The 21835-nt window shown below is 72.5% G+C and carries 21 protein-coding genes; 4 read left to right on the top strand and 17 right to left on the bottom strand.

Annotated features, from left to right (window positions below):
• Positions 1 to 140 precede the first annotated feature (140 nt).
• From OF819_RS24255 to OF819_RS24285, 7 genes are all read right to left on the bottom strand, one after another.
• Positions 141 to 677 (bottom strand): arginine repressor, encoded by a 537-nt coding sequence (locus OF819_RS24255; protein ID WP_267245750.1) that lies wholly within the window; start codon positions 675 to 677, stop codon positions 141 to 143.
• 7 nt (positions 678 to 684) lie between these two features.
• Positions 685 to 1896, bottom strand: a complete 1212-nt coding sequence (locus tag OF819_RS24260) for an acetylornithine transaminase (protein ID WP_267245751.1) — start codon at positions 1894 to 1896, stop codon at positions 685 to 687.
• Positions 1893 to 2825 (bottom strand): acetylglutamate kinase, encoded by a 933-nt coding sequence (gene argB, locus OF819_RS24265; RefSeq protein WP_267245752.1) that lies wholly within the window; start codon positions 2823 to 2825, stop codon positions 1893 to 1895. Before argB ends, OF819_RS24260 begins: the two co-directional genes overlap by 4 nt.
• Complete coding sequence (argJ, locus tag OF819_RS24270; RefSeq protein ID WP_267245753.1) at positions 2822 to 3973, bottom strand: bifunctional glutamate N-acetyltransferase/amino-acid acetyltransferase ArgJ; 1152 nt, start codon at positions 3971 to 3973, stop codon at positions 2822 to 2824. Before argJ ends, argB begins: the two co-directional genes overlap by 4 nt.
• On the bottom strand, positions 3970 to 4998 hold the full coding sequence (argC, locus tag OF819_RS24275) for an N-acetyl-gamma-glutamyl-phosphate reductase (RefSeq protein WP_267245754.1): 1029 nt from the start codon (positions 4996 to 4998) through the stop codon (positions 3970 to 3972). The genes argJ and argC overlap by 4 nt, the downstream gene beginning before the upstream one ends.
• Before the next feature lie 76 nt (positions 4999 to 5074).
• A complete protein-coding gene (locus OF819_RS24280; RefSeq protein ID WP_267245755.1) occupies positions 5075 to 5650 on the bottom strand; it encodes a histidine phosphatase family protein in 576 nt (191 codons plus the stop codon).
• A gap of 69 nt (positions 5651 to 5719) precedes the next feature.
• Positions 5720 to 7159, bottom strand: a complete 1440-nt coding sequence (locus OF819_RS24285; RefSeq protein WP_267245756.1) for a PLP-dependent aminotransferase family protein — start codon at positions 7157 to 7159, stop codon at positions 5720 to 5722.
• Between OF819_RS24285 and OF819_RS24290 the strand changes: the two genes are divergently transcribed.
• Both OF819_RS24290 and OF819_RS24295 read left to right on the top strand, forming a co-directional pair.
• Complete coding sequence (locus tag OF819_RS24290; RefSeq protein WP_267245757.1) at positions 7158 to 8066, top strand: DMT family transporter; 909 nt, start codon at positions 7158 to 7160, stop codon at positions 8064 to 8066. The two genes, OF819_RS24285 and OF819_RS24290, sit on opposite strands and share 2 nt — an antisense overlap.
• Positions 8067 to 8148: 82 nt before the next feature.
• Complete coding sequence (locus OF819_RS24295; protein ID WP_267245758.1) at positions 8149 to 8349, top strand: DUF1918 domain-containing protein; 201 nt, start codon at positions 8149 to 8151, stop codon at positions 8347 to 8349.
• A 21-nt stretch (positions 8350 to 8370) separates the two neighbouring features.
• Here the strand turns inward: OF819_RS24295 and OF819_RS24300 are convergent, their stop codons facing one another.
• Positions 8371 to 9651 carry a glycoside hydrolase family 10 protein gene (locus OF819_RS24300; RefSeq protein ID WP_267245759.1) on the bottom strand — a complete coding sequence of 427 codons (1281 nt, stop codon included), beginning with the start codon at positions 9649 to 9651 and terminating at the stop codon, positions 8371 to 8373.
• Positions 9652 to 9787: 136 nt separating this feature from the next.
• On the opposite strand from OF819_RS24300, the gene OF819_RS24305 reads away from it, so the two are divergent.
• Both OF819_RS24305 and OF819_RS24310 read left to right on the top strand, forming a co-directional pair.
• On the top strand, positions 9788 to 10648 hold the full coding sequence (locus OF819_RS24305) for a 3-hydroxybutyryl-CoA dehydrogenase (protein WP_267245760.1): 861 nt from the start codon (positions 9788 to 9790) through the stop codon (positions 10646 to 10648).
• Positions 10649 to 10805: 157 nt separating this feature from the next.
• Positions 10806 to 11063 (top strand): hypothetical protein, encoded by a 258-nt coding sequence (locus OF819_RS24310; RefSeq protein ID WP_240137334.1) that lies wholly within the window; start codon positions 10806 to 10808, stop codon positions 11061 to 11063.
• Positions 11064 to 11163: 100 nt separating this feature from the next.
• On the opposite strand, the gene OF819_RS24315 is transcribed toward OF819_RS24310, so the two are convergent.
• From OF819_RS24315 to rpmI, 9 genes are all read right to left on the bottom strand, one after another.
• Positions 11164 to 11694, bottom strand: coding sequence for an NUDIX domain-containing protein (locus OF819_RS24315; protein WP_267245761.1), 531 nt, complete (start codon positions 11692 to 11694; stop codon positions 11164 to 11166).
• A gap of 51 nt (positions 11695 to 11745) precedes the next feature.
• Positions 11746 to 13086, bottom strand: a complete 1341-nt coding sequence (locus OF819_RS24320; protein WP_267245762.1) for a transcriptional regulator — start codon at positions 13084 to 13086, stop codon at positions 11746 to 11748.
• Between the two features lie 271 nt (positions 13087 to 13357).
• Entirely contained in the window at positions 13358 to 14494 is a 1137-nt protein-coding gene (locus OF819_RS24325; RefSeq protein ID WP_416370616.1) for a PP2C family protein-serine/threonine phosphatase, read from the bottom strand.
• A 229-nt stretch (positions 14495 to 14723) separates the two neighbouring features.
• Positions 14724 to 17255, bottom strand: coding sequence for a phenylalanine--tRNA ligase subunit beta (gene pheT / locus OF819_RS24330; protein ID WP_267245764.1), 2532 nt, complete (start codon positions 17253 to 17255; stop codon positions 14724 to 14726).
• Positions 17255 to 18379: a phenylalanine--tRNA ligase subunit alpha gene (pheS, locus tag OF819_RS24335; RefSeq protein WP_267245765.1), complete on the bottom strand. Its 1125-nt coding sequence runs from the start codon at positions 18377 to 18379 to the stop codon at positions 17255 to 17257. The genes pheT and pheS overlap by 1 nt, the downstream gene beginning before the upstream one ends.
• A gap of 156 nt (positions 18380 to 18535) precedes the next feature.
• Positions 18536 to 19672 carry a sensor histidine kinase gene (locus tag OF819_RS24340; RefSeq protein ID WP_267245766.1) on the bottom strand — a complete coding sequence of 379 codons (1137 nt, stop codon included), beginning with the start codon at positions 19670 to 19672 and terminating at the stop codon, positions 18536 to 18538.
• Between the two features lie 100 nt (positions 19673 to 19772).
• Positions 19773 to 20627: a TrmH family RNA methyltransferase gene (locus tag OF819_RS24345; RefSeq protein WP_267245767.1), complete on the bottom strand. Its 855-nt coding sequence runs from the start codon at positions 20625 to 20627 to the stop codon at positions 19773 to 19775.
• Positions 20628 to 21128: 501 nt separating this feature from the next.
• On the bottom strand, positions 21129 to 21521 hold the full coding sequence (gene rplT / locus OF819_RS24350; RefSeq protein ID WP_267245768.1) for a 50S ribosomal protein L20: 393 nt from the start codon (positions 21519 to 21521) through the stop codon (positions 21129 to 21131).
• Between the two features lie 108 nt (positions 21522 to 21629).
• On the bottom strand, positions 21630 to 21824 hold the full coding sequence (gene rpmI, locus OF819_RS24355; protein WP_267245769.1) for a 50S ribosomal protein L35: 195 nt from the start codon (positions 21822 to 21824) through the stop codon (positions 21630 to 21632).
• Positions 21825 to 21835 lie beyond the last annotated feature (11 nt).

Consider the following 21835-nt stretch of genomic DNA (forward strand, 5'->3'; position numbering starts at 1 on the left):
CACGAGGCTGAATTTTCGGCTCCCCCCTCGAACGCCGGCGAGGCTGGACTCAGGCGCAGCCAATTCCAGCCCGTCCGGGGTTCGAGGACACGTCCGAAGGCTGTGCCGGGGGTCCGGGGGCGGAGCCCCCGCTTCGACGGCTAGCGGCCGCTCTGGGCCAGCCGCAGCAGGTGGTCCGCCAGCGCCTGGCCGCCCGTCGGGTCGCGGCTGATCAGGAGGAGCGTGTCGTCGCCGGCGATGGTGCCGAGGATGGCGTGGAGTTCCGCCTGGTCGATGGCCGAGGCGAGGAACTGCGCGGCGCCGGGCGGGGTGCGGAGCACCACGAGGTTGGCCGAGGCCTCCGCGGAGATCAGCAGTTCACCGGAGAGGCGGCGCATGCGCTCCTCCTTGGCCGACTCGCCGAGCGGAGCCTGCGGAGTGCGGAATCCGCCTTCGCTCGGCACCGCGTAGATCAGCTCGCCGCCGGTGTTGCGGATCTTCACCGCGCCCAGTTCGTCGAGGTCGCGGGAGAGCGTCGCCTGGGTGACGCTCAGCCCGCTGTCCGCGAGCAGCTTGGCCAGCTGGCTCTGCGAGCGCACCGGCTGCCGGTTGAGGATGTCCACGATCCGGCGATGGCGGGCCGTGCGGGTCTGTGGAACCGCCGGTCCTCCGTGCTCGGTGTCCTGCGCCTCGGTCATCGTCGTCTCATTCTCCGGATCGTCCTGCCCCGGGCTCCGTCCCTGTCGAGCCCGCGTCGAGGATGCCGGGGAGCGCCTGGAGGAACGCGTCCGCCTCCGCGTCGCCGATGATCAGGGGCGGCATAAGCCGCAGAACATCAGGGGCGGGGACGTTCACCAGGAAACCGGCACCCTGAGCCGCCTGCTGCACACGGGGCGCGAGGGGCTCGTTGAGCACGATACCCAGCAGCAGGCCCGCGCCACGGACATGGGAGACCGCGGGGTGCCCGAGGGACTCGATTCCCTCGCGGAGTTTCTCGCCCAGCCGCTTGACCTCGTCCAGCCGGCCGTTTTCGGCGAGCGTGTCGAGCACGGCGAGTCCGGCGGCGCAGGCGACCGGGTTGCCGCCGAACGTGGTGCCGTGCTGGCCCGGCTTGAGGAGGTCGGCCGCCTGGCCGAAGGCGACGGTCGCTCCGATGGGGAGACCGCCGCCCAGGCCCTTGGCGAGGGTGACGACATCGGGTTCCACGCCCTGGTGAGCCTGGTGCTCGAACCAGTGGCCGGTGCGGCCGATGCCGGTCTGCACCTCGTCGAGGACGAGGAGCGCCCCGGCGGCACGGGTGATCTCCCGGGCCGCCCGGAGATAGCCGGGCGGCGGTGTGATCACGCCGATCTCGCCCTGGATCGGCTCGACGATGACAAATGCGGTGTCCTCGGTGACCGCGGCGCGCAGCGCCTCCACATCCCCGTACGGCACATGGCTGACCTCGCCGGGAAGCGGCAGGAACGGCTCCTGCTTGCCCGGCTGGCCGGTGAGTGCGAGAGCGCCCATGGTGCGGCCGTGGAAGCCGCCGTGGGTGGCGACCATATGCCGGCGGCCCGTCAGCCGTCCGATCTTGAAGGCGGCTTCGTTCGCCTCGGCGCCGGAGTTGCAGAAGAACACCCTGCCCGGTCGGGCGAAGTGCTGGAGCAGCCGCTCGGCGAGGACGACGGGCGGCTCGGCGACGTACAGATTGGAGACATGGGACAGAGCGGCGATCTGCCGGGAGACGGCCTCGACGACGGCCGGATGGGCGTGGCCGAGGGCGTTCACCGCGATGCCGCCGACGAAGTCGAGGTACTCGACGCCGTCCGCGTCCCAGACCCGGGCGCCTTCGCCGCGGACCAGAGCGAGCCCCGGTGTGCCGTAGTTGTTCGTCATCGCGCCCTGCCAGCGGCGCGAAAGCTCCTGGTTGCTCATGCCGGTTCCCCCGCCTCCCCGCCGTCTGTCTCTTCGCTGTCTGTGTCGGCCACGACCATCGTGCCGATGCCCTCGTCCGTGAAGATCTCCAGCAGGATCGAGTGGGGCACCCGCCCGTCGAGCACGCGGGCCGTCGTGACGCCGTTGCGCACCGCGTACAGGCAGCCCTCCATCTTGGGCACCATGCCGCTGGAGAGGTCGGGCAGCAGTTTCTCCAGCTGGGCGGCGGTGAGCTTGCTGATGACCTCGTCGCTGTCCGGCCAGTCCTCGTACAGCCCCTCGACATCCGTGAGGACCATCAGCGTCTCCGCTCCGAGGGCGGCGGCCAGCGCGGCGGCCGCGGTGTCGGCGTTGACGTTGTAGACGTGGTGGTCGTCGGCGGAGCGGGCGATGGAGGAGATGACCGGGATGCGGCCGTCGTCGAGCAGCGCCTCGATCGCTCCGGTGTCGATCCCGGTGATCTCGCCGACCCGGCCGATGTCGACGAGCCTGCCCTCAATGCGCGGCTGGTGCTTGGTCGCGGTGATGGTGTGGGCGTCCTCGCCGGTCAGGCCGACGGCGAGCGGGCCGTGCCGGTTGAGCAGCCCGACGAGCTCGCGCTGCACCTGCCCGGCGAGCACCATCCGCACCACGTCCATGGCCTCCGGGGTGGTGACCCGCAGTCCCGCCTTGAACTCGCTGACCAGACCCTGTTTGTCGAGCTGGGCGCTGATCTGCGGGCCGCCGCCGTGGACGACGACGGGCTTGAGGCCGGCGTGCCGCAGAAAGACGACATCCTGGGCGAAGGCGGCCTTGAGGTCCTCGTCGACCATGGCGTTTCCGCCGAACTTGATGACGACGGTCTTGCCGTTGTGGCGGGTCAGCCAGGGCAGCGCCTCGATGAGGGTCTGGGCCTTGGGCAGTGCGGTGTGCTTCCGTGTCGTGCTCATGAGCTGTACGCGCTGTTCTCGTGGACGTAGTCGGCGGTGAGGTCGTTCGCCCAGATGACAGCGGACTCCGAGCCCGCGGCCAGGTCCGCGGTGACGGTGACCTCGCGGTAGCGCATATCGACCAGGTCGCGGTCCTCGCCGACGGAGCCGTTCTTGCAGACCCAGACACCGTTGATGGCGACGTTGAGCCGGTCGGGCTCGAAGGCGGCGGAAGTGGTGCCGATGGCGGAGAGCACCCGGCCCCAGTTGGGGTCCTCGCCGTGAACGGCGCACTTGAAGAGGTTGTTACGGGCGATGGAGCGGCCCACCTCGACGGCGTCGTCCTCGCTCGCGGCGTTGATCACCTCGATGCGGATGTCCTTGGACGCGCCCTCGGCGTCCCCGATGAGCTGACGCGCCAGATCGTCGCAGACCTCGCGGACCGCCTCGGCGAACGCGTCATGCGCCGGGGCCACGCCGGACGCGCCGGAGGCGAGCAGCAGCACGGTGTCGTTGGTGGACATACAGCCGTCCGAGTCGACCCGGTCGAAGGTGAGCCGGGTGGCGTGCCGCAGGGCCTTGTCCAGCGCGGGGGCCTCCACATCGGCGTCGGTGGTGAGGACGACGAGCATGGTGGCCAGGCCGGGGGCGAGCATGCCGGCGCCCTTGGCCATGCCACCGACCGTCCAGCCGTCCTTGGTCACGACCGCGGTCTTGTGGACGGTGTCGGTGGTCTTGATGGCGATGGCGGCCTTCTCGCCGCCGTGTGCGGACAGCTCCCGCGCGGCCTTCTCCACGCCGGGCAGCAGCTTGTCCATCGGCAGCAGTACGCCGATCAGCCCGGTGGAGCAGACGGCCACCTCGCCCGCGCCGACGCCGAGGACGTCGGCGGCCTTCTCCGCGGTGGCGTGGGTGTCCTGGAAGCCCTTCGGTCCGGTGCAGGCGTTGGCGCCGCCCGAGTTGAGGACGACGGCGGCCAGCTCGCCGCCCTTGAGGACCTGCTCGGACCACAGGACCGGCGCGGCCTTGACGCGGTTGGAGGTGAAGACGCCCGCGGCGGCACGGCGCGGACCGCTGTTGACGACGAGGGCCAGGTCCGGGTTGCCGTTCTCCTTGATTCCGGCGGCGATCCCCGCCGCCGTGAATCCCTGTGCTGCCGTGACGCTCAAGGCGCGACTCCGATCGTGGAAAGTCCTGTGGTCTCGCCGAGACCCAGGGCGATGTTCATGCTCTGGACCGCGCCGCCGGCGGTGCCCTTGGTGAGGTTGTCGATGGCGCTGATCGCGATGACGCGGTCCGCGGCCGCGTCGTAGGCGACCTGGATCTGCACGGCGTTGGAGCCGTAGACCGACGCGGTGGCGGGCCACTGCCCCTCGGGGAGCAGCCTGACGAACGGCTCGTCCGCGTACGCCTTCTCGTACACGGCCCGGACGTCGGCCGCGGTCGCGCCCGGCTTCGCCTTGGCGGAGCAGGTGGCGAGGATGCCGCGGGACATGGGGGCGAGCGTGGGCGTGAAGGAGACGCTCACCCGCTCCCCGGCCACGGCGGTGAGGTTCTGGATCATCTCGGGTGTGTGGCGGTGCCCCCCGCCGACCCCGTACGGGCTCATCGAGCCCATGACCTCCGAGCCGAGCAGATGCGGCTTGAGCGCTTTGCCCGCGCCCGAGGTGCCGGTGGCGGCGACGATCACGGCCTCCGGCTCGGTGAGCCCGCCCGCATACGCGGGGAACAGGGCCAGCGAGACGGCCGTCGGATAACAGCCGGGCACCGCGACGCGCCTGGACCCCTCCAGCGCGGCACGGGCGCCCGGCAGCTCCGGCAGGCCGTACGGCCAGGCGCCGGCGTGCTCGGAGCCGTAGAAGGCCTCCCAGTCCGCCGCCGAGCGGAGCCGGAAGTCCGCGCCCATGTCGACGACCAGCACCTCGTCGCCGAGCTGCTGTGCGACGGCCGCGGACTGTCCATGCGGCAGCGCGAGGAACACCACATCATGTCCGGCGAGCGCTGCCGCGCTTGTCGGCTCGAGCACCCGCTCGGCGAGCGGCAGCAGGTGGGGCTGGAGCGCGCCGAGCTTCTGGCCCGCGTTGGAGTGGCCGGTGAGGGCGCCGATCTCCACCTCCGGGTGCGCCAGCAGCAGACGCAGCAGTTCCCCGCCCGCGTATCCGCTGGCTCCCGCCACCGCCGCCCGAATCGCCATCGAAGCCTCCTTCTCGATGGCATGACTATACGGCCTTTCGCAGCTTTATGCAATGATCCGGACACCGGCACCGCGTCTACGCCGCCATCTCCAGCCGTACGCTCCACCGCGACCGCATTCCCATGAGCGTCAGCGTCGACAGGGGCCGCACCTCCACGTTCCAGAACGAGGAGGGCGGGGCCTTGAGGGCGTAGACCAGGGCCGCCCGGACGACGGCGGGTTCGGCGACCGCCACGATGGAGCCGCCGTCGTCGGCGGGGCGGGTGTCCAGCCAGCCTCCTATGCGGGTGATGAAGGACAGCAGCGGTTCGCCGCCGTGGGGCGCGCAGCGCGGGTCGGCGAGCCAGGCGTCGACCGCGTCCGGTTCCCGGGCTGTCACCTCGGCCAGCGTGCAGCCGTGCCAGCGGCCCATGTCGCAGTCGCGCAGGGCGGGCTGCGCCATGGGGGCGAAGCCGAGGGCCTCGCCGGTGGCGCGGCAGCGCGGGGTGGGCGAGCAGTAGCGCAGCTCGGCGGCGCTCAGCGGCACGAGGGCGTGCGCGGCGAGCCGCACCTCGTGCCAGCCGGCGTGGTCGAGCGGCCGGTCGTCGCCGAAGCGCTCTGCAAGGAGGGACGCGCTGCGCGCGGCGGCCACCATCGTGATCCGGACACCCATGGCCAGATCGTGCTGATGCAGACCCGCCTGGTCAAGAAACGATTCGGCCTCAGCCGCGTCCGTGCGGTCTCAGGACGGCAGAACCTCGTCGCAGGCGGCCCGCAGCCGCCGTACCCCCTCCGTGATCTCCGCCGTCCCCGCGACCCCGGCGAAGCTCAGCCGCAGCCGGCCGGCCGGGGGCTCCGCGCAGTAGTACGGGCGGCCGGGGGCGACGGCGACCCCGGCGCGCAGGGCTGCCGCCGCCAGGGCCGCCTCGTCCGCGCCCTCGGGCAGCCGCGGCCACATGTGGTAGCCGCCTGAGGGCACATACGGAAGGGACAGCTCGGGCAGGTGCAGCCGCAGCGCCGCGGCCATGGTGTCCCTGCGGCTCTTCAGCTCGGAGGCGACCGTCCGCAGATGACGGCTCCAGGACGGCGAGCCGACCAGTTCGAGGGCGGTCTCCTGCAGCGGGCGCGGCACGAAGAAGTTCTCGACGACATGGATGGCGCGCAGCCGTTCGAACACCGGCCCGCGCGCGGCGAGCATGCCCACCCGCAGGCTCGGCGAGGCCACCTTGGTGAGCGAGCCGACGTGGACGACGACTCCGTCCCGGTCGAGGGCGGCGAGCGGCGCGGGCACCTCGCCGGCGTCCTCGTGGGCCAGCCGCCGGGCGAAGTCGTCCTCGATGACGAACGCTCCCGCGTCGCGGGCGATGCGCAGCACCTCGGGGCGGCGCCCGGGCGCGAGGACGGCGCCGGTGGGGTTCTGGAAGAGCGGCTGGCAGACGAAGACGCGGGCGCCGGTGGCGGCGAAGGCCGCGGCGAGCAGATCGGGCCGTACGCCGTCGTCGTCCGCGGGGACCGGCACCGGCCGCAGCCCGGCGGCGCGGGCGATGGCCAGCATGCCGGGGTAGGTGGGCGACTCGACGAGCACCGGCGCGCCGGGCGGGGCGAGGGCGCGCAGCGCACAGCTCAGCGCGGACTGGCCGCCCGCCGTGACCAGCACATCGGCGGCGGATGCGGTCTCGCCGAGTCCGCGGGCGAACCATGCGCGCAGCTCGGGAAGGCCCTCGACGGGTGGGCGGCCCCATGCTCCGGGCCGCCGCCCGGCGCGGGCGAGGGCCGCGGCCATGGCCCGTTCCGGCTGGAGGGAGGGGTGCAGATAGCCGCCGTTGAACTCCACGACGCCGGGCGGCGGCGCGGCGAGGGTGACCAGGACGCCGGAGGCGTCCACCGCGCGCGGCACGGGTTCCGCGGAGGCGTCGGCGCTGAGGGCGACCTCCTGCCAGGAGGTGTCCGCGGGGGTCGGGGCGTCTCCACGCGGCTGTGCCCGGAAGGCGCCCGCGCCCGGCCGGGTGACGACCAGCCCTTCCGCGGAGAGCTGCGCCAGCGCACGCGAGACGGTCACCGGGGAGACCCGATAGCGCTCGACGAGCGACCGGCTGGACGGCAGCTTTCCACCGACTGGATAGCGCTTCAGCTCCCGCCGCAGCGAATTCGCCAGTTCGACCACACTGCTACGCTCTTGCATGACGGTACAGAATAGCGCTACTACTCCTCCGGCGATAGCGATCGGCGGCAGCACCACCCCGGGCGCTGCCCTCGCGGCGCTCGGCGTCGTCGTCTTCTCCCTCACCTTTCCAGCCACGGTCTGGGGCCTGGACGGCTTCGGCCCCTGGTCGCTGGTGGCGCTGCGGAGCGTGCTCGCGGCGCTGATCGCGGGCGGCTTTCTGCTGGCGCTGCGGGCGCCGCTGCCCCAGCGCCGCCACTGGGGCCCGCTCGCGGCGGTGGCGGGCGGCGTCGTGCTCGGCTTCCCGCTGCTGACGACGCTCGCGCTGCAGACGTCGGCGACCTCGCACGCGGCCGTCGTGGTGGGGCTGCTGCCGCTCGCGACCGCCGCCGTCGCCGCCGTACGCACCTCCCACCGCCCCTCACGGAGGTTCTGGCTGGCTGCGGGTGCGGGGGCCGCGGTCGTCGCGGCCTTCACCGTGGGGCAGAGCGGCGGAGCGCTGCACACCGGCGAGCTGTATCTGTTCGCCGCGCTGCTGGTGTGCGCCGTCGGCTACGCCGAGGGGGGCAGGCTGGCGCGGCTGATGCCCGGCTGGCAGGTGATCGGCTGGGCGCTGGTGCTGTCCCTGCCGCTGATGCTCGCCGGGGCGGCCCTCGCGCTGGCCCATGAGCCGGCGGCGCCGACCGCCCGGGGCGTGACGGGGCTGCTGTGGCTGGCGGCCGGGTCCAGCTTCGCCGGGATGTACGTGTGGTACCGGGGCATGGCGGCGATCGGGATCGCCCGGGCGAGCCAGCTCCAGCTCGCCCAGCCGCTGCTGACGCTCGTATGGTCGTTCGCACTGCTCGGCGAGCGCGTCTCGCCCGCCGCGCCGGCGGCCGCCGTGGCCGTCCTGGTGTGCATCGCCGTCACTCAGAAGGCTGGCAACTGAGGTGCAAGCAGGCCGCGCGCCTTTAGACTGTTCAGTACGGACCACCGCTTCACGGACGACCGTCTTCGAGGAGGTCACCCCGATGCACGCAAGCAAGGGCGACAGGCTGGTGGTGCACGGCAGGATCGTCGGCCAGCACGACAGGACGGCCGAGGTCATCGAAGTGCTGGGTGAGAACGGCGGGCCGCCCTTCCGGGTCCGGTTCGAGGACGGGCACGAGACGTTGATGTCTCCCGGTCCCGACACCGTCGTCCGCCACTTCCCGGACAAGAACGACCACTAGACGCACTCGGCGCAAGACCTCTCACCGGTCGGTGTAGTGGTCGGAGACCACCTTGGCCATCGCGCCGATCGGGTCCTGCACGACCTCCCTCGCCGAGAAGTAGCAGTGGCCGCGGACCTGCGGGTACGCGGCCGCGAGCGTGAGATGGCGGGACAGCTCCGCCGGGTCCTGCCAGGCGTCTGGCTGGCCGGGCGCGCCTGCCTTGTAGAGCGCCTCCCCGATGTAGAGGTCCACACCGGTGCCCGCGGCCACCTCGTCCCACCAGGGCGTCAGCCGCGCGTAATCGGCGGCGGAAAAGCCGATGTGCCAGTACAGCTGCGGCACGACATAGTCGAGCCAGCCCTCCCTGACCCACTTGCGGGTGTCGGCGTGGAGATCGTCGTAGGTCTGCACGCCCGCCCGGGTGTCGGAGCCCCGCGGATCGCTGTCGGCGTTGCGCCACACCCCGAAGGGGCTGATGCCGAAGCGGGCGCCCGGCCTGATGCCCTTGATCCTGTCGGCCATCTCGGACACCAGCCGGTCGGTGTTGTCCCGCCGCCAGGCGGCCCGGTCCTCGAAGCCCGTGCCGTAGCGGGCGAAGGCGTCATCGTCGTCGAACGGCTCCCCGGCGACCGGATAGGGATAGAAGTAGTCGTCGAAGTGGACGGCGTCGATGTCATAGCGCTCGACGGCGTCCAGCATCGCGTCCTGGACGAAGCGCCGCACCTCGGGCAGGCCCGGGTTGTAGTAGAGCCGGCCGCCGTACGGAACGATCCATTCCGGGTGCTGCCGGGCCGGGTGGCAGGACACCAGCCGCGACGGGTCGTCGTGGACGGCGACCCGGTACGGGTTGAACCAGGCGTGCAGCTCCAGCCCACGCGCATGGGCCTCGCGCACCGCCGTGCCGAGCGGGTCCCAGCCGGGGTCCTGGCCCTGTACCCCGCTGAGGTACTGCGACCAGGGCTCGTACGGGGAGGGCCACAGGGCGTCCGCGGTGGGGCGGACCTGGAAGACGACGGCGTTCAGCCGCCGGACCACGGCCGCATCGAGGAGGTCGACCAGTTCGGCGCGCTGCCGCGCGGCGTCGAGACCGGGCCGGGAGGGCCAGTCGCGATTGGAGACGGTGGCCGCCCACATGCCCCGGAAGTCCCGGGCGCACCGGCCCCGGCGGGTCTTGCGCGCGGGTGCGGGTGTACGTCCGGGTGCGGATGCGGCGAAGGCGGCCCCGGCCGGCGTCAGCGCGGCAGCCAGCGCGCCGGCGGCGCCGAGCACAAGCCTTCTTCTCCCGGTGTGCCGGGTGACTGTTCGGATTTCAGCTCCCATGTCCGGACAGCATGCCCGCCCCTGGCCGCCCTGCACAGAGGCAGTCGGAGTAACGTCGGGGGGTCGAGGCGGGCGCCGGAACCGTACGGGGGGCCTGCCGCAGGAGCTGAGCGAAGGGCACGAGGTGACGGACTCAATGGCCGACATTGCACGCGTCGGAGTGGTGGGCTGCGGCCAGATGGGCGCGGGCATCGCGGAGGTGTGCGCACGCAGCGGCCTGGAGGTGAAGGTCGCCGAGACCACGGGGGAGGCCCTGGAGATCGGCCGTACCCGCCTGTACAACTCTCTGGCCAAGGCCGCGGAGCGCGGCAAGATCACCGAGGAGGAGCGCGACGCGACACTGGAGCGGCTCACCTTCACCACCGATCTCGGGGAGTTCGCGGACCGCGATCTCGTGATCGAGGCGGTCGTGGAGAACGAGCAGGTCAAGACCGAGATCTTCCAGGTCCTGGATCAGGTGGTGACCAGGCAGGACGCGATCCTCGCCTCCAACACCTCCTCCATCCCGCTGGTGAAGCTGGCGGTGGCGACCTCCCGGCCGGACCAGGTCATCGGCATCCACTTCTTCAACCCCGCGCCGGTGCAGCGGCTCGTCGAGCTGATCCCCGCGCTGACCACCTCCGAGGAGACGGTCAAGCGCTCCGAGGCCGTGGTCCAGCAGGTGCTGGGCAAGCACGCCATCCGTGCCCAGGACCGCTCTGGCTTTGTGGTGAACGCCCTGCTCATCCCGTATCTGCTCTCCGCGATCCGGATGTTCGAGTCGGGCATCGCCAGCCGTGAGGACATCGACAACGGCATGGAGCTCGGCTGCGCCCATCCGATGGGGCCGCTGAAGCTCTCCGACCTCATCGGTCTGGACACGGTCGCGTCCGTGGCGGACTCGATGTACGCGGAGTTCAAGGAGCCGCTGTACGCCGCGCCTCCGCTGCTGCAGCGGATGGTCGACGCGGGGCGGCTGGGGCGGAAGTCGGGAGCCGGCTTCTACCCGTACTCCTGAGAGACCGGTCCACCCGGAACGCTTCACACGGAGTGTGCGGGGCGTGCTCGCATATGCCCTGCGCACACACTCCCGCCCTTCTGTCAGGGGGAGTTGACTCGGACTCGCTCAGCCAAGGGTCCGCGCACGACTTTCCCCCTGCTTAAGGAGTCCATCCGTGACCACCGGCCCTGATCACTTAGTGGTCGTCGAGGAGTTCGCAGAACTGCGCCGCAGCATCGACGTCGGCCTGGCCCGCATCGACGGCCAACTCGCGCTGCTGGCACAGCGCAACGAACAGATCGACCGGGACCTGTCCGACCTCGCCGCACGCGTCGGCTCGCTGGAACACGGCAGGTGGCCCCTGCCCGCGGTGGCCGCGCTCACCGCGCTGGGGGCGCTGGCGGTCGCGCTCTGGGAGGCGGTGGGAGGTTGAAGCGGGGGCTGCCGCCCCCGCACCCCCGCCGCGCGGCGGGGACGTCGTGCACGGGGTGCGGAGCGGAAAGCCCCGCACCCCGTTCCCGCGCGGGCCGGGGCTAGCCCAGGCGCAGGTGGTGCAGCATCAGCAGGCCCGCCGCCATGTTCGCCGCGGGGATCTCGCCGCGGGCGATCATGTCGGGGATCAGCTTCAGCGGGATCCACTCGCGGCGCGAGGACTCGAAGTCGTCCTCCGGGGGGCCGATGTACGCGGCCTCCTCGGACCAGTAGAGGTGGTGCCGGGCGTCGGTCAGGCCGTTGGACGGCTCGACGGTCAGCAGATGCTGGAGGGGGCCCGGCCGCCAGCCGGTCTCCTCCTCCATCTCCCGCGCGGCCGCGGCGGCCACGTCCTCCCCGTCCTCCACGACCCCCGCGGCCAGCTCCCACCCCCAGCTGTCGGTGATGAAGCGGTGCCGCCAGAGCATCAGCACCTCGTTGGCCGCGTTGACCGCGGTGGCGGCGGCGACCGGGCGGAGCCGGATCAGAAAGTGGTCAAGACGCCGCCCGTCGGGCAGCGCCACATCCGCCAGATTGACGCGGAACCAGCGGTTTTCATACACGGTCTGTTCGCTTAATTTCGTCCACTGCACGCTTCTGCCACCTTTCGATGAGTCGGTGGCAATATCGCAGCAGGAGCACGATCAGAGGGGAACGCGCAACGCCCCGTCGATCAGTTCGGCCGCCTCCTCCGCGTCGGTGCAGCCGCTCGCGGCCAGATGACGGCGCACCGCCCGCAGCCGGTCCCGCAGCCGCTGGGATTCCATCCCCCTGGCCCGCTCGGCCATCTCCGCGGCGGTGCACGCCGCCCGCTCCGCCTCGCCCTGCCGCAGCTCGATCTGGCTGAGCATGGCGAGCCGGTGCACGCGTCCGCGGTCATGGGCGGGCGCGTCCACCGCGACCGCGGCGTGCTCCCGCGCGGCCGGCAGATCACCGAGGCTCAGCAGCGCCTCCGCCACCTGGACGTTCACCAGACCAGGCTGGACATAGCCGGTCTCGTCCGGCTCCGTGCCCGGGCTGATCCGCTCCGCCTCCAGCTCGGCCCGCCGTATGCACCGCAGCGCGCTGCTCCCGTCGCCCAGATGCGCATACGCCTTGGCCTGCATCGCATGCAGATCCGCGGCGAGAGCCGGGGTGATCTCCCGCCCGGCGCCGCGCAGCGCCGCCTCGGCGAAGGCCACCGCCTGCCGGTACTCCGCCATGAACAGGGCCTGGTTGACCAGCAGCGCGATGACATAGGCGCCGAGCCCGCGGTCCCCGCTGGCCTTCGCCAGCCGCAGCGCCTGATGGAAGTAGCGCTGCGCCAGACCGTGGGCGTCGGAGTCATAGGCGCAGATGCCGGCCACCGCCACCAGTCCGCCGGTGGCGCGGTGCAGCTGCCGCCCCAGGGCGTCGCTGTAGCCGCCGCGCAGCAGCGGCGCGGTCTCGGCGTTGAGGAAGCCGACGATCCGCGAGCGGGTGGCGACGCCGCCCGCTCTGCGGTACATCAGCTCGTAGTGGGCCCTGGCGGCGCGCAGCATCTTTATGTCGGACATGGACACGCGGGTCTGTCCGGCGCGTGACACATCGGCGTCCTCCGGCGGGTTCTCCCACTCCCACACGGGCATCACGGCGGGCGTGCCGGTGACGGCGGGGGCCTGGAGGAGGTGGCGGCGCTGCTGCTCGTCGGAGCGCCACAGCGCGGTGGCACGCTCCACGAATCCGGAGAGGGGGGTGCCGAGGGCGGGCGGCGGCTCCCCGGGCACCGCGAGACCGATGTCCCCGAGTGTGACGGGCCGTCGCAGCCGGTCCGCGAGCACCTCGCAGATGAGATCCGGCACCTGTCCCCGCGGGCGCTGTCCCTTCAGCCAGCGCGCCACCGCCGTGTGCTCATAGCGCAGCGCGAGTCCTCTGGCCCGGCCCGCGTGGTTGACGCGGGCCGCGAGCCCGGCGTGGGAGATGCCCGCCTCGTCGAGCAGGGCGTCGAGCAGGGTGTTGGGCTGCATGGTGCCCCTCCGTCAACTCGGTGCGCCCAGCCTAGTGGAGGGCGATTCGCACGGGGTGTGAATCAAGTGCCCGCGTCTGTGCCCCGTGCGCTCTGCCGCCGTGCCGGGTGCGCCGGTTGACTTGTCTCCCTCTCACAGAGGCGGCCGGGGCCGCCGGCTCCCCCTCGAAACATGCGGCGGCCCGTGCTCGCGTCGTCTGCCCTGCTGATCTGCCCGACACTCCGCGGCAGGGCGGACGACGCCCGGCCGCGCCGAGTCCGTAAACGTGACGTCAGCGATTGGAGGGTTCCGGCCGGGTGCGGCGCGGCGCGGTCTCCGCGGTCTCTCCGGGCTGCGCCGGCACCCGGGCACGGTCGTTGCGCAACACCAGCAGCGCCACATCGTCGGTGAGCCGGCCGCCGGTATGCCGCAGCAGCGCCGTGTGCACGGCGTGGATCACCGCGGCGGGCGGGACCGGTGTGCCGTCGCAGGCGAGCGCGGCGTCGGTCAGCGCGGCGTCCAGGCTGAAGAAGCGGCCCGATGCGTCGCGGGCGTCCTCCGCCCCGTCCGTGTGCAGGACGAGCGTGTCGCCGGGCAGCAGCCTTCCGCACTCCTGCTCCGGCAGCTTCGGCGGCAGCGGGAACATGCCGACCGGCGGCAGCGGGTCCGCGTCCGCGAGCGGCAGTGCGGCGGGCGGCTGCGGTCCGCAGCGCAGCCGATAGGGCCAGGGGTGGCCGCAGTTGAGCGCCGTGAGCCTGCCGTCCGGGCCGATCTGGAGCAGCAGTACGGTGACGAACTCCTCGGCCGCCGGGTGCGCGTCAAGCCGCGCCGCTGGATGGCCTTCGCCCGCCCGCTCCCCCAGATGACGCTGGATCGCGCGGTCCAGCCGCCGCAGCACCCCGCAGAGTTCCGGTTCGTCGTACGCCGCTTCGCGGAAGCTGCCGAGGACGGCGGCGACGGCCCCGATCGCGCCGATGCCATGGCCCCGGACGTCCCCGATCACGAGACGGACGCCATGGGGGGTGGCGACCGCCTCGTACAGATCACCGCCGACGGCCGCGCCACGGCTGGCGGACAGCTGTCCGGCGGCCAGCGCAAGCCCGTCCAGCCGGGGCGGCGGCGGCCGCAACAGGACCCGCTGGGCGGCGTGGGCGACTTCGCGGACGCGGCGCAGTTCACGGTAGAGCCCGCGGCGGACGCCGAGGACGAGGGCGACGCCCGTGGCGAAGAAGACGACGGAGGTGACGATCCGCTCACCCTGCCCGTCCGGTTCGTCGGGGGCGCAGACCAGCCGCCAGACGACGGCGGCCGCGGCCCAGCCCACCGGCAGGGCGATCGGCAGCAGTCGGCGCAACCGCGCCTGGCGCTCCCTCGCGGATCTCCCCCACAGAGAGAGCGGAAAGGGGCTCCGAGATCTGATACGGATCATGCGGATGATCCCCTCATTGACCCTGTCCGGCGCACCGGCCCGCACCTTCGACCGGCTCGATTCTGTCGAGCACGAAGGGCTGAAAGGAACATCGTCCGACGAACTCACCCAAATGAGTGAGCACCGGTCGGAGTTGCCCCGGACACACGGCAGAAGGGGCGGTCGGATACGGCGGAGGGGCGCACACGGCCGGTCCGTGTGCGCCCCTTCAGCCGGGCCGTTCCGCTGCTCAGGCCCCGCGCAGCACCGCCCCGGTGCGCTCGCCCGCCAGGGCGATCGCCGCGTCACGGGCGGCCGAGGCCTCCTCGACGGTCAGGGTGCGGTCGGCGGCGCGGAAGCGCAGCGCGTACGCCAGCGACTTACGGCCCTCGCCGATCTGTTCCCCGCTGAACACATCGAAGAGCCGGATGGACTCGAGCAGTTCGCCCGCGCCGTCACTCAGGGCCTGCTCCACCTCGGCGGCCGGGACGTCGTCGGCGACGACGAGCGCCACGTCCTGGGTGGCCACGGGGAAGGCCGAGATGCCCGGGGCGCGCACGGGGCCCCGGTCAGCCTGCTCCAGCAGATCCAGTTCGAGCTCCATCGCGCAGGTGCGCTCCGGCAGTCCGAGCGCCTTGATGACGCGCGGGTGCAGCTCTCCCGCGTGGCCGACGAGGGTCTCCTCGCCGTCCACGGCGGCGTACAGCGCGGCGCAGCGGCCGGGGTGCCACGGCGCGTGCTGGTCGGAGCGGAGGACGAGGTCGACGCCGGCCTCGCGGGCGACCGTGCGGGCGGACTCGATCGCGTCGGCCCAGTCGGCCGGGCGGCCCTCGCCCCACCAGCCGGCCTGCTCGCGCGCACCGGCCAGGACGGTCGCGACACGGCGCGGCTGCCGCGGCAGGGCGGCGTTCAGCGCGGCGATCTCCTCGTCGGTGGGGCGGCGGTCGACGGGCAGGGCGGCCGGCGGGACCGTTTCCTCACCGGTCGGCCGGAAGACCAGGCCGGTCTCGAAGAGCGCCAGGTCGGACGCGCCGCGGCCGTGGTTGCGGCGCAGCGTGGCGAGCAGTCCGGGCAGCAGCGTGGTGCGCAGCGCGGGCTCCTCGTCGGAGATGGGGTTGGCCAGCGTCACGACGGTGCGGCGCGGGTCGTCCGCGTCCAGGCCGAACTGGTCCAGCACGCTCTCCCCGATGAAGGGGTAGTTCGGCGCCTCCACATAGCCGGCCCCGGCCAGGGCGCGCCCGACGCGGCGGTGCAGCCGCTGCCGCGGGGTCAGCCCGCGGCCCGCGGGCGGGGTGGGCAGCGTGGAGGGCAGGTTCTCATAGCCCTCCAGCCGGATGACCTCTTCGGCGAGGTCGTTCGGCTCGTGCAGGTCGGGACGCCACGACGGGACGGTGACGACCAGCTCGTCCTGGCCGTAGACGTCGCAGCCGACCTCCTGGAGGCGGCGTACGACGGTCTCGCGGCCGTAGGTGACGCCGGCCACCCGGTCGGGGTGGTCGGCGGCCATGGTGATGGCGCGCGGCGCGGTCGGTGCGATGACCTCGGTGACGCCGCCCTCCGCGGTGCCGCCGGCGAGCAGCACCAGCAGGTCGACGGTGCGCTGGGCGGCGGCCGCCGTGGCCTGCGGGTCGACGCCCCGCTCAAAGCGCCGGGACGCCTCGGAGCCGAGCTTGTGGCGGCGGGCGGCGCGGGCGATGGAGACGGCGTCGAAGTGCGCGGCCTCGATGACGACCTCGGTGGTGCCCTTGATCTCACCGGTCTCGGGGTCGCGGACGGAGTCGGCGATCTCGGTGTTGGCGCCGCCCATGACGCCCGCGAGGCCGATCGGCCCGCGGTTGTCGGTGATCACCAGGTCTTCGGGGTCCAGGGTGCGCTGGACGCCGTCGAGGGTGGTGAGCTTCTCGCCGGGCTCGGCGCGCCGCACGCCGATGGGTCCGTCGATCAGGGAGCGGTCATAGGCGTGCAGCGGCTGGCCGATTTCGAGCATCACATAGTTGGTGATGTCGACGGCGAGGGAGATCGGGCGCATGCCGGCCTTCTGGAGGCGGCGCTGCAGCCAGATCGGGGAACGGGCCTCGGGGTCGAGTCCGACGACGGTGCGCGCGGTGAAGCGGTCGCAGCCCATCGGGTCGGAGATCTTGACCGCGTGGCCGAAGGAGTTCGGGGCGGGCACATCGAGCAGCGCCGGGTCGCGCAGCGGCAGGCCGTAGGCGGTGGCCGCCTCGCGGGCGACTCCGCGCATGGACAGGCAGTAGCCGCGGTCGGGGGTGACGGCGATGTCCAGGACCTCGTCGTGCAGCTGGAGCAGCTCGACGGCGTCGGCGCCGATCTCGGCCTCCGGCGGCAGCACGATGATGCCGTGGCTGCCGTCGTCGCCCATGCCCAGCTCATCGCCGGAGCAGATCATGCCGCGCGACATCCGGCCGTACGTCTTGCGCTCCGCGATCTGGAAGTCGCCGGGCAGCACCGCGCCGGGCAGCGCCACGACGACCTTGTCGCCCTCGGCGAAGTTCCGGGCGCCGCAGACGATCTCCTGCGGCTCGCCCGTGCCGTTGGCGTCGCCGACGTCGACGGTGCAGAAGCGGATGGGCTTCTTGAACTCCGTCAGCTCCTCGACGGTGAGGACCTTGCCCACGACGAGCGGGCCCTTGAGCCCGGCGCCGAGCTGTTCGACGGTCTCGACCTCAAGGCCCGCGGAGATGAGCTTGGCCTGGACGTCACGGCCGGTCTGAGTCGCCGGCAGGTCGACGTACTCCCGCAGCCAGGAAAGCGGGACCCGCATCAGATCTCCATCCCGAACGGCCGGGTGAACCGGATGTCACCCTCGACCATGTCTCGCATGTCTTCGACGTTGTGGCGGAACATCAGCATCCGCTCGATGCCGAACCCGAAGGCGAATCCGCTGTACTTGTCAGGGTCGACGCCGCAGGCGATGAGCACCTTGGGGTTGACCATCCCGCAGCCGCCGAGCTCGATCCAGCCCTCGCTGGAGCAGGTGCGGCAGGGCCGGTCCGGGTTGCCCACGGACTCGCCGCGGCACACGTAGCAGACCATGTCCATCTCGGCGGACGGCTCGGTGAAGGGGAAGAAGTTCGGCCGCAGCCGGGTCTTCATGCCCTCGCCGCCGAAGAGCGCCTGGACCATGTGGTCGAGGGTGCCCTTGAGGTCGGCCATGGTCAGGCCCTCGTCCACGGCGAGCAGCTCGACCTGGTGGAAGACCGGGGTGTGCGTGGCGTCCAGGTCGTCGGTGCGGTAGACGCGGCCGGGGCAGATGACATACACCGGCGGCTCGCGGTCGAGCAGGGAGCGGACCTGCACGGGCGAGGTGTGGGTGCGCAGCACGACGCCGGAGTCCTGGTCCGCCTCACGGCCTTGGACGAAGAAGGTGTCGTGCTCGCCGCGCGCCGGGTGGTCCGCGGCGATGTTCAGCGCGTCGAAGTTCAGCCATTCGGACTCGACCTCGGGGCCTTCGGCGACCTCGTAGCCCATGGCCGTGAAAATGTCCTCGATGCGCTCCGACAGCGTGGTCAGCGGGTGGCGGGCGCCGGCCGGGACGCGGTCGTACGGCAGTGTGACGTCCACGGCCTCCTCGACCAGCACACGGGCGTCACGCTCCGCCTCCAGCTCGGCCTGGCGGGCGGCGAGCGCCTTGTTGACCGCGCCGCGGGCCTGGCCCACGCGCTTGCCGGCCTCCGCCTTGGCGTGCGGCGGCAGCGCGCCGATCTCCCGGTTGGCGAGCGCGAGCGGCGAGGTGCCGCCGGTGTGGGCGACCTTCGCGGCGGCGAGCGCCTCAAGGTCGCCGGCGGCGGCGAAGGCGGCGAGCGCCTCGTCGCGCATGCGCTCGATCTCTTCCGGTTTCAGTGCCTCGACCTCGACCGGGTCATACGACTTGTTGGGTGCCGACATCTCTTCCCGTACTTCCGATGGGGTGGCTGGGCCCCCGCTCGACGACCGAGGACGCAAAGGTGCCAAAGGCCGAGTCTAACGGGGTGGGGAGTCGCGGATGCGCCCGTGGGCTGCCCGGGGTGCGTATCAGCGGTGATCCGGAGGGTCCGGGAGCGGTCAGCTGAGATACGCGGGGGCGCCGACGGGCAGGGTAAATCGGAACTGGGCGCCGCCGCCCGGCCCGCGGCCGACGGCGATCGTGCCCCCGTGCGCTTCGACGATGCCCTTGACGATATAGAGGCCCAGGCCGGTGCCGCCGCGCTTGCTTCCCCGCCAGAAGCGGGTGAAGACACGGCCCATCGACTCCTCGGGGATGCCGGGGCCTTCGTCGCTCACGGTGACAGCCGTCCCTTTCTGATCGTCGTGCGCCGAGGCGGGCGCCACCTCAATGGTGACCGTTCCCTCGCCGTGGCGCACCGCGTTTTCCAGCAGATTGCCCAGCACCTGATCGATCTTGTCCGGGTCGGCCCACAGGTCGGGCAGCGGCTGCTGAATGCGGACCAGGAACCGGTCGGCCGACTGGCCGCCCGCTATGTGCGCCTGGATGTGCCGGCCGACGGCGGCCGCGACGTCGACGAGCTGACGGCGCACCTCCAGCCGGCCCGAGTCAATGCGGGAGATGTCGAGCAGCTCGGCGATCAGCCGGGTGACGCGGTGCGCGTCGGCGTCGACGGTCTCCAGCATCAGCCGCTTCTGGTCGTCGGTGAACCGCTCCCACTTGGCGAGCAGCGTCGCGGTGAATCCCTGGACGGAGGTGAGCGGGGAGCGCAGCTCGTGCGCGACCGTCGCGATCAGTTCGGCGTGGCTGCGCTCGGTGCGGCGGCGGGCCTCGGTGCCGCGCAGCGAGACCACCAGCCGCCGGATCGGCCCGGTGGGGCGGTCGCGCACATAGCGGGCGGAGACCAGGACCTCCCGGCCGCCGGGCAGCAGCAGATTCCGCTCGGGCTGTCCGACGCGGGTGGCGATGCCTCCGTACGGGTCGGTCAGCCGCCACCAGCGGCGGCCCTTGAGGTCCTCCAGCGGCAGGGCGCGCTCCAGGGGGGCGCCGAGGGCCTCCGCCTTGGAGACGGCCGTGATCTTCGCCGCTGCGGCGTTGAAGCAGATCACCCGGCCCGTCTCGTCCGCGACGACCAGGCCGTCGGGCAGCTCGTCGGGGTCGACCCCGAGCTGCTCGGATCCGTCGCGGCGGCGCAGCACGGCCGCGTCCGCGTGTGCGGCGTCTGCGTGTGCGGCTCCGCTCGTCCGGACAGCCATCCCCGTACCCCACCCTCTCCCCAGGCGTATGGCCCCCGAGCCCGTCACCCTACTAGCTGGATGTGACGGCGCGGACCCCCTCAGCGAGGAGACCGCCCACTCAGCGGGCGCGGCCGGCGCGCTGGGCGCGCGCGGAGGCGTAGAGACATACGGCCGCGGCGGTCGCGAGGTTCAACGACTCGGCCCTTCCGTGGATCGGCACGCGCACGACGGCGTCGGCGAGGGCGCGGGTCTCTTCGGGCAGGCCCCATGCCTCGTTGCCGAAGATCCATGCGGTGGGCCCGCCCATCGACCCGGCGTCGAGCTGGTCGTCGAGGTCGTCCTCGCCCGCGCCGTCGGCGGCGAGCACCCGCACTCCGGCGGTGCGCAGCCCCCGCACGGCCTGCTCGACGGGGACGCCGACCGCGACGGGCAGATGAAAGTGCGAACCGACGGACGCGCGCACCGATTTGGGGTTGTAGAGGTCGACCGAGGCGTCGGTCAGCACGACGGCGTCGGCCCCTGCGGCATCGGCGCAGCGCAGCACGGTGCCGGCGTTGCCCGGGTCGCGTACGTGCGCCAGGACGGCGACGAGCTTCGGCCGTGCGGCGAGGATCTGTTCGAACGGCGAGTCCAGAAAGCGGCAGACGCCGACGAGGCCCTGCGGGGTGACGGTCTGCGAGACCTCGGCGAGCACGTCCGCCGACGCGTGGTGGACACGGGCGCCGGAGGCGCGGGCGGCCGCGATGATCTCCCCGTAGCGTTCCGCGGCCTCGACGGTGGTGAACAGCTCCACCAGCGTGGGCCTGCCGTCGGGCCCCCGGTGCCCGGCGGCCTCCCGCACGGCCTGCGGCCCCTCGGCGAGGAACAGCCGGTCCTTGCCCCGGAAGTTGCGCTTGGCGAGTCTGCGTGCGGCGGCGACGCGCGGCGACCGCGGCGAGATCAGCTCGGGTGTGGCCTGGTCGGCGGTGCCCATGCGGGATGAACTCACTTCGTCTCGGGGCGCGTGCGGTGTGCGTGTGCGCCGTGTGCGGTTCGGTAGGGGGCGGGCCGGTACGGGGCCGGGGCGCGGCCCCCGTCCTGTGTACCCCGCGAGGACCTGCACACGCCCGCCAGCGGGTCCGCACGCCCAGGACGCACTCCCGCGCCGGGCGGCCGCGGCCCGGCGTTCGCCGACCGCTCCGGTTCCCGCGCACGTGCCCGCGGGCACGTGTCCGCAGGTCCGGCCGGGCTCAGCGGGATCGCGATCAGCCGGATCACCGCCCCGCCCGCGAGCGGGGCAACGCGGGGTGCTGCGCTCTGGGGGATAGGGGCGGCGCCGCGCCGTACGCCGACCGGTGCGGGGGTGCGAATCCGCCGCTCACCGGACGCCGCAGGCATGGCCGCCGCGGCAGCCCTCAGCGCGACGACACGCGCGGACCCGCAGGCCAGAAGCCTGCGGGTCCGGGGCGTCCGAGGGGCGCGGTCGGTGCGGCCGTCAGGCCGCCGACGGGGCCTTCGGGGCGTTGACGTCGCTCGGCAGCGCCTTCTGCGCGACCTCGACCAGCGCCGCGAACGCGTTCGCGTCGTTGACCGCCAGCTCGGCCAGCATCTTGCGGTCCACCTCGATGTTGGCGGCCTTCAGACCCTGGATGAGGCGGTTGTACGTCATGCCGTTGGCGCGGGCAGCGGCGTTGATGCGCTGGATCCACAGCTGGCGGAAGTCGCCCTTGCGCTTCTTGCGGTCGTTGTAGTTGTAGACCAGCGAGTGGGTGACCTGCTCCTTGGCCTTGCGGTACAGGCGCGACCGCTGGCCGCGGTAGCCGCTGGCCTGCTCGAGGATCGCCCGGCGCTTCTTGTGGGCGTTGACTGCCCGCTTGACGCGTGCCACTTGTTAACTCCTTGTAGCGGGGCCGTGGTGTGTCCTCACACGGCCCGGAAACGAATAGGTCCCGGTCTCGGCGTCCCGTCCCCGGTCATTCGGCGGGGACGGCGGACGTCACTTGCCGAGAAGCTTCTTGATCTTCGCGGCGTCGCCCGGGGCCATCTCGGCGGTGCCGGTGAGGCGGCGCGTCAGCTTGGACGACTTGTGCTCAAGCAGGTGGCGCTTGCCGGCGCGCTCACGGAGCACCTTGCCGGAGCCGGTGATCTTGAAGCGCTTCTTGGCACCGCTGTGCGTCTTGTTCTTCGGCATCGCGCCGTTCT

The sequence above is a fragment of the Streptomyces sp. PR69 genome, assembly GCF_026420845.1.
Taxonomy (GTDB): domain Bacteria; phylum Actinomycetota; class Actinomycetes; order Streptomycetales; family Streptomycetaceae; genus Streptomyces.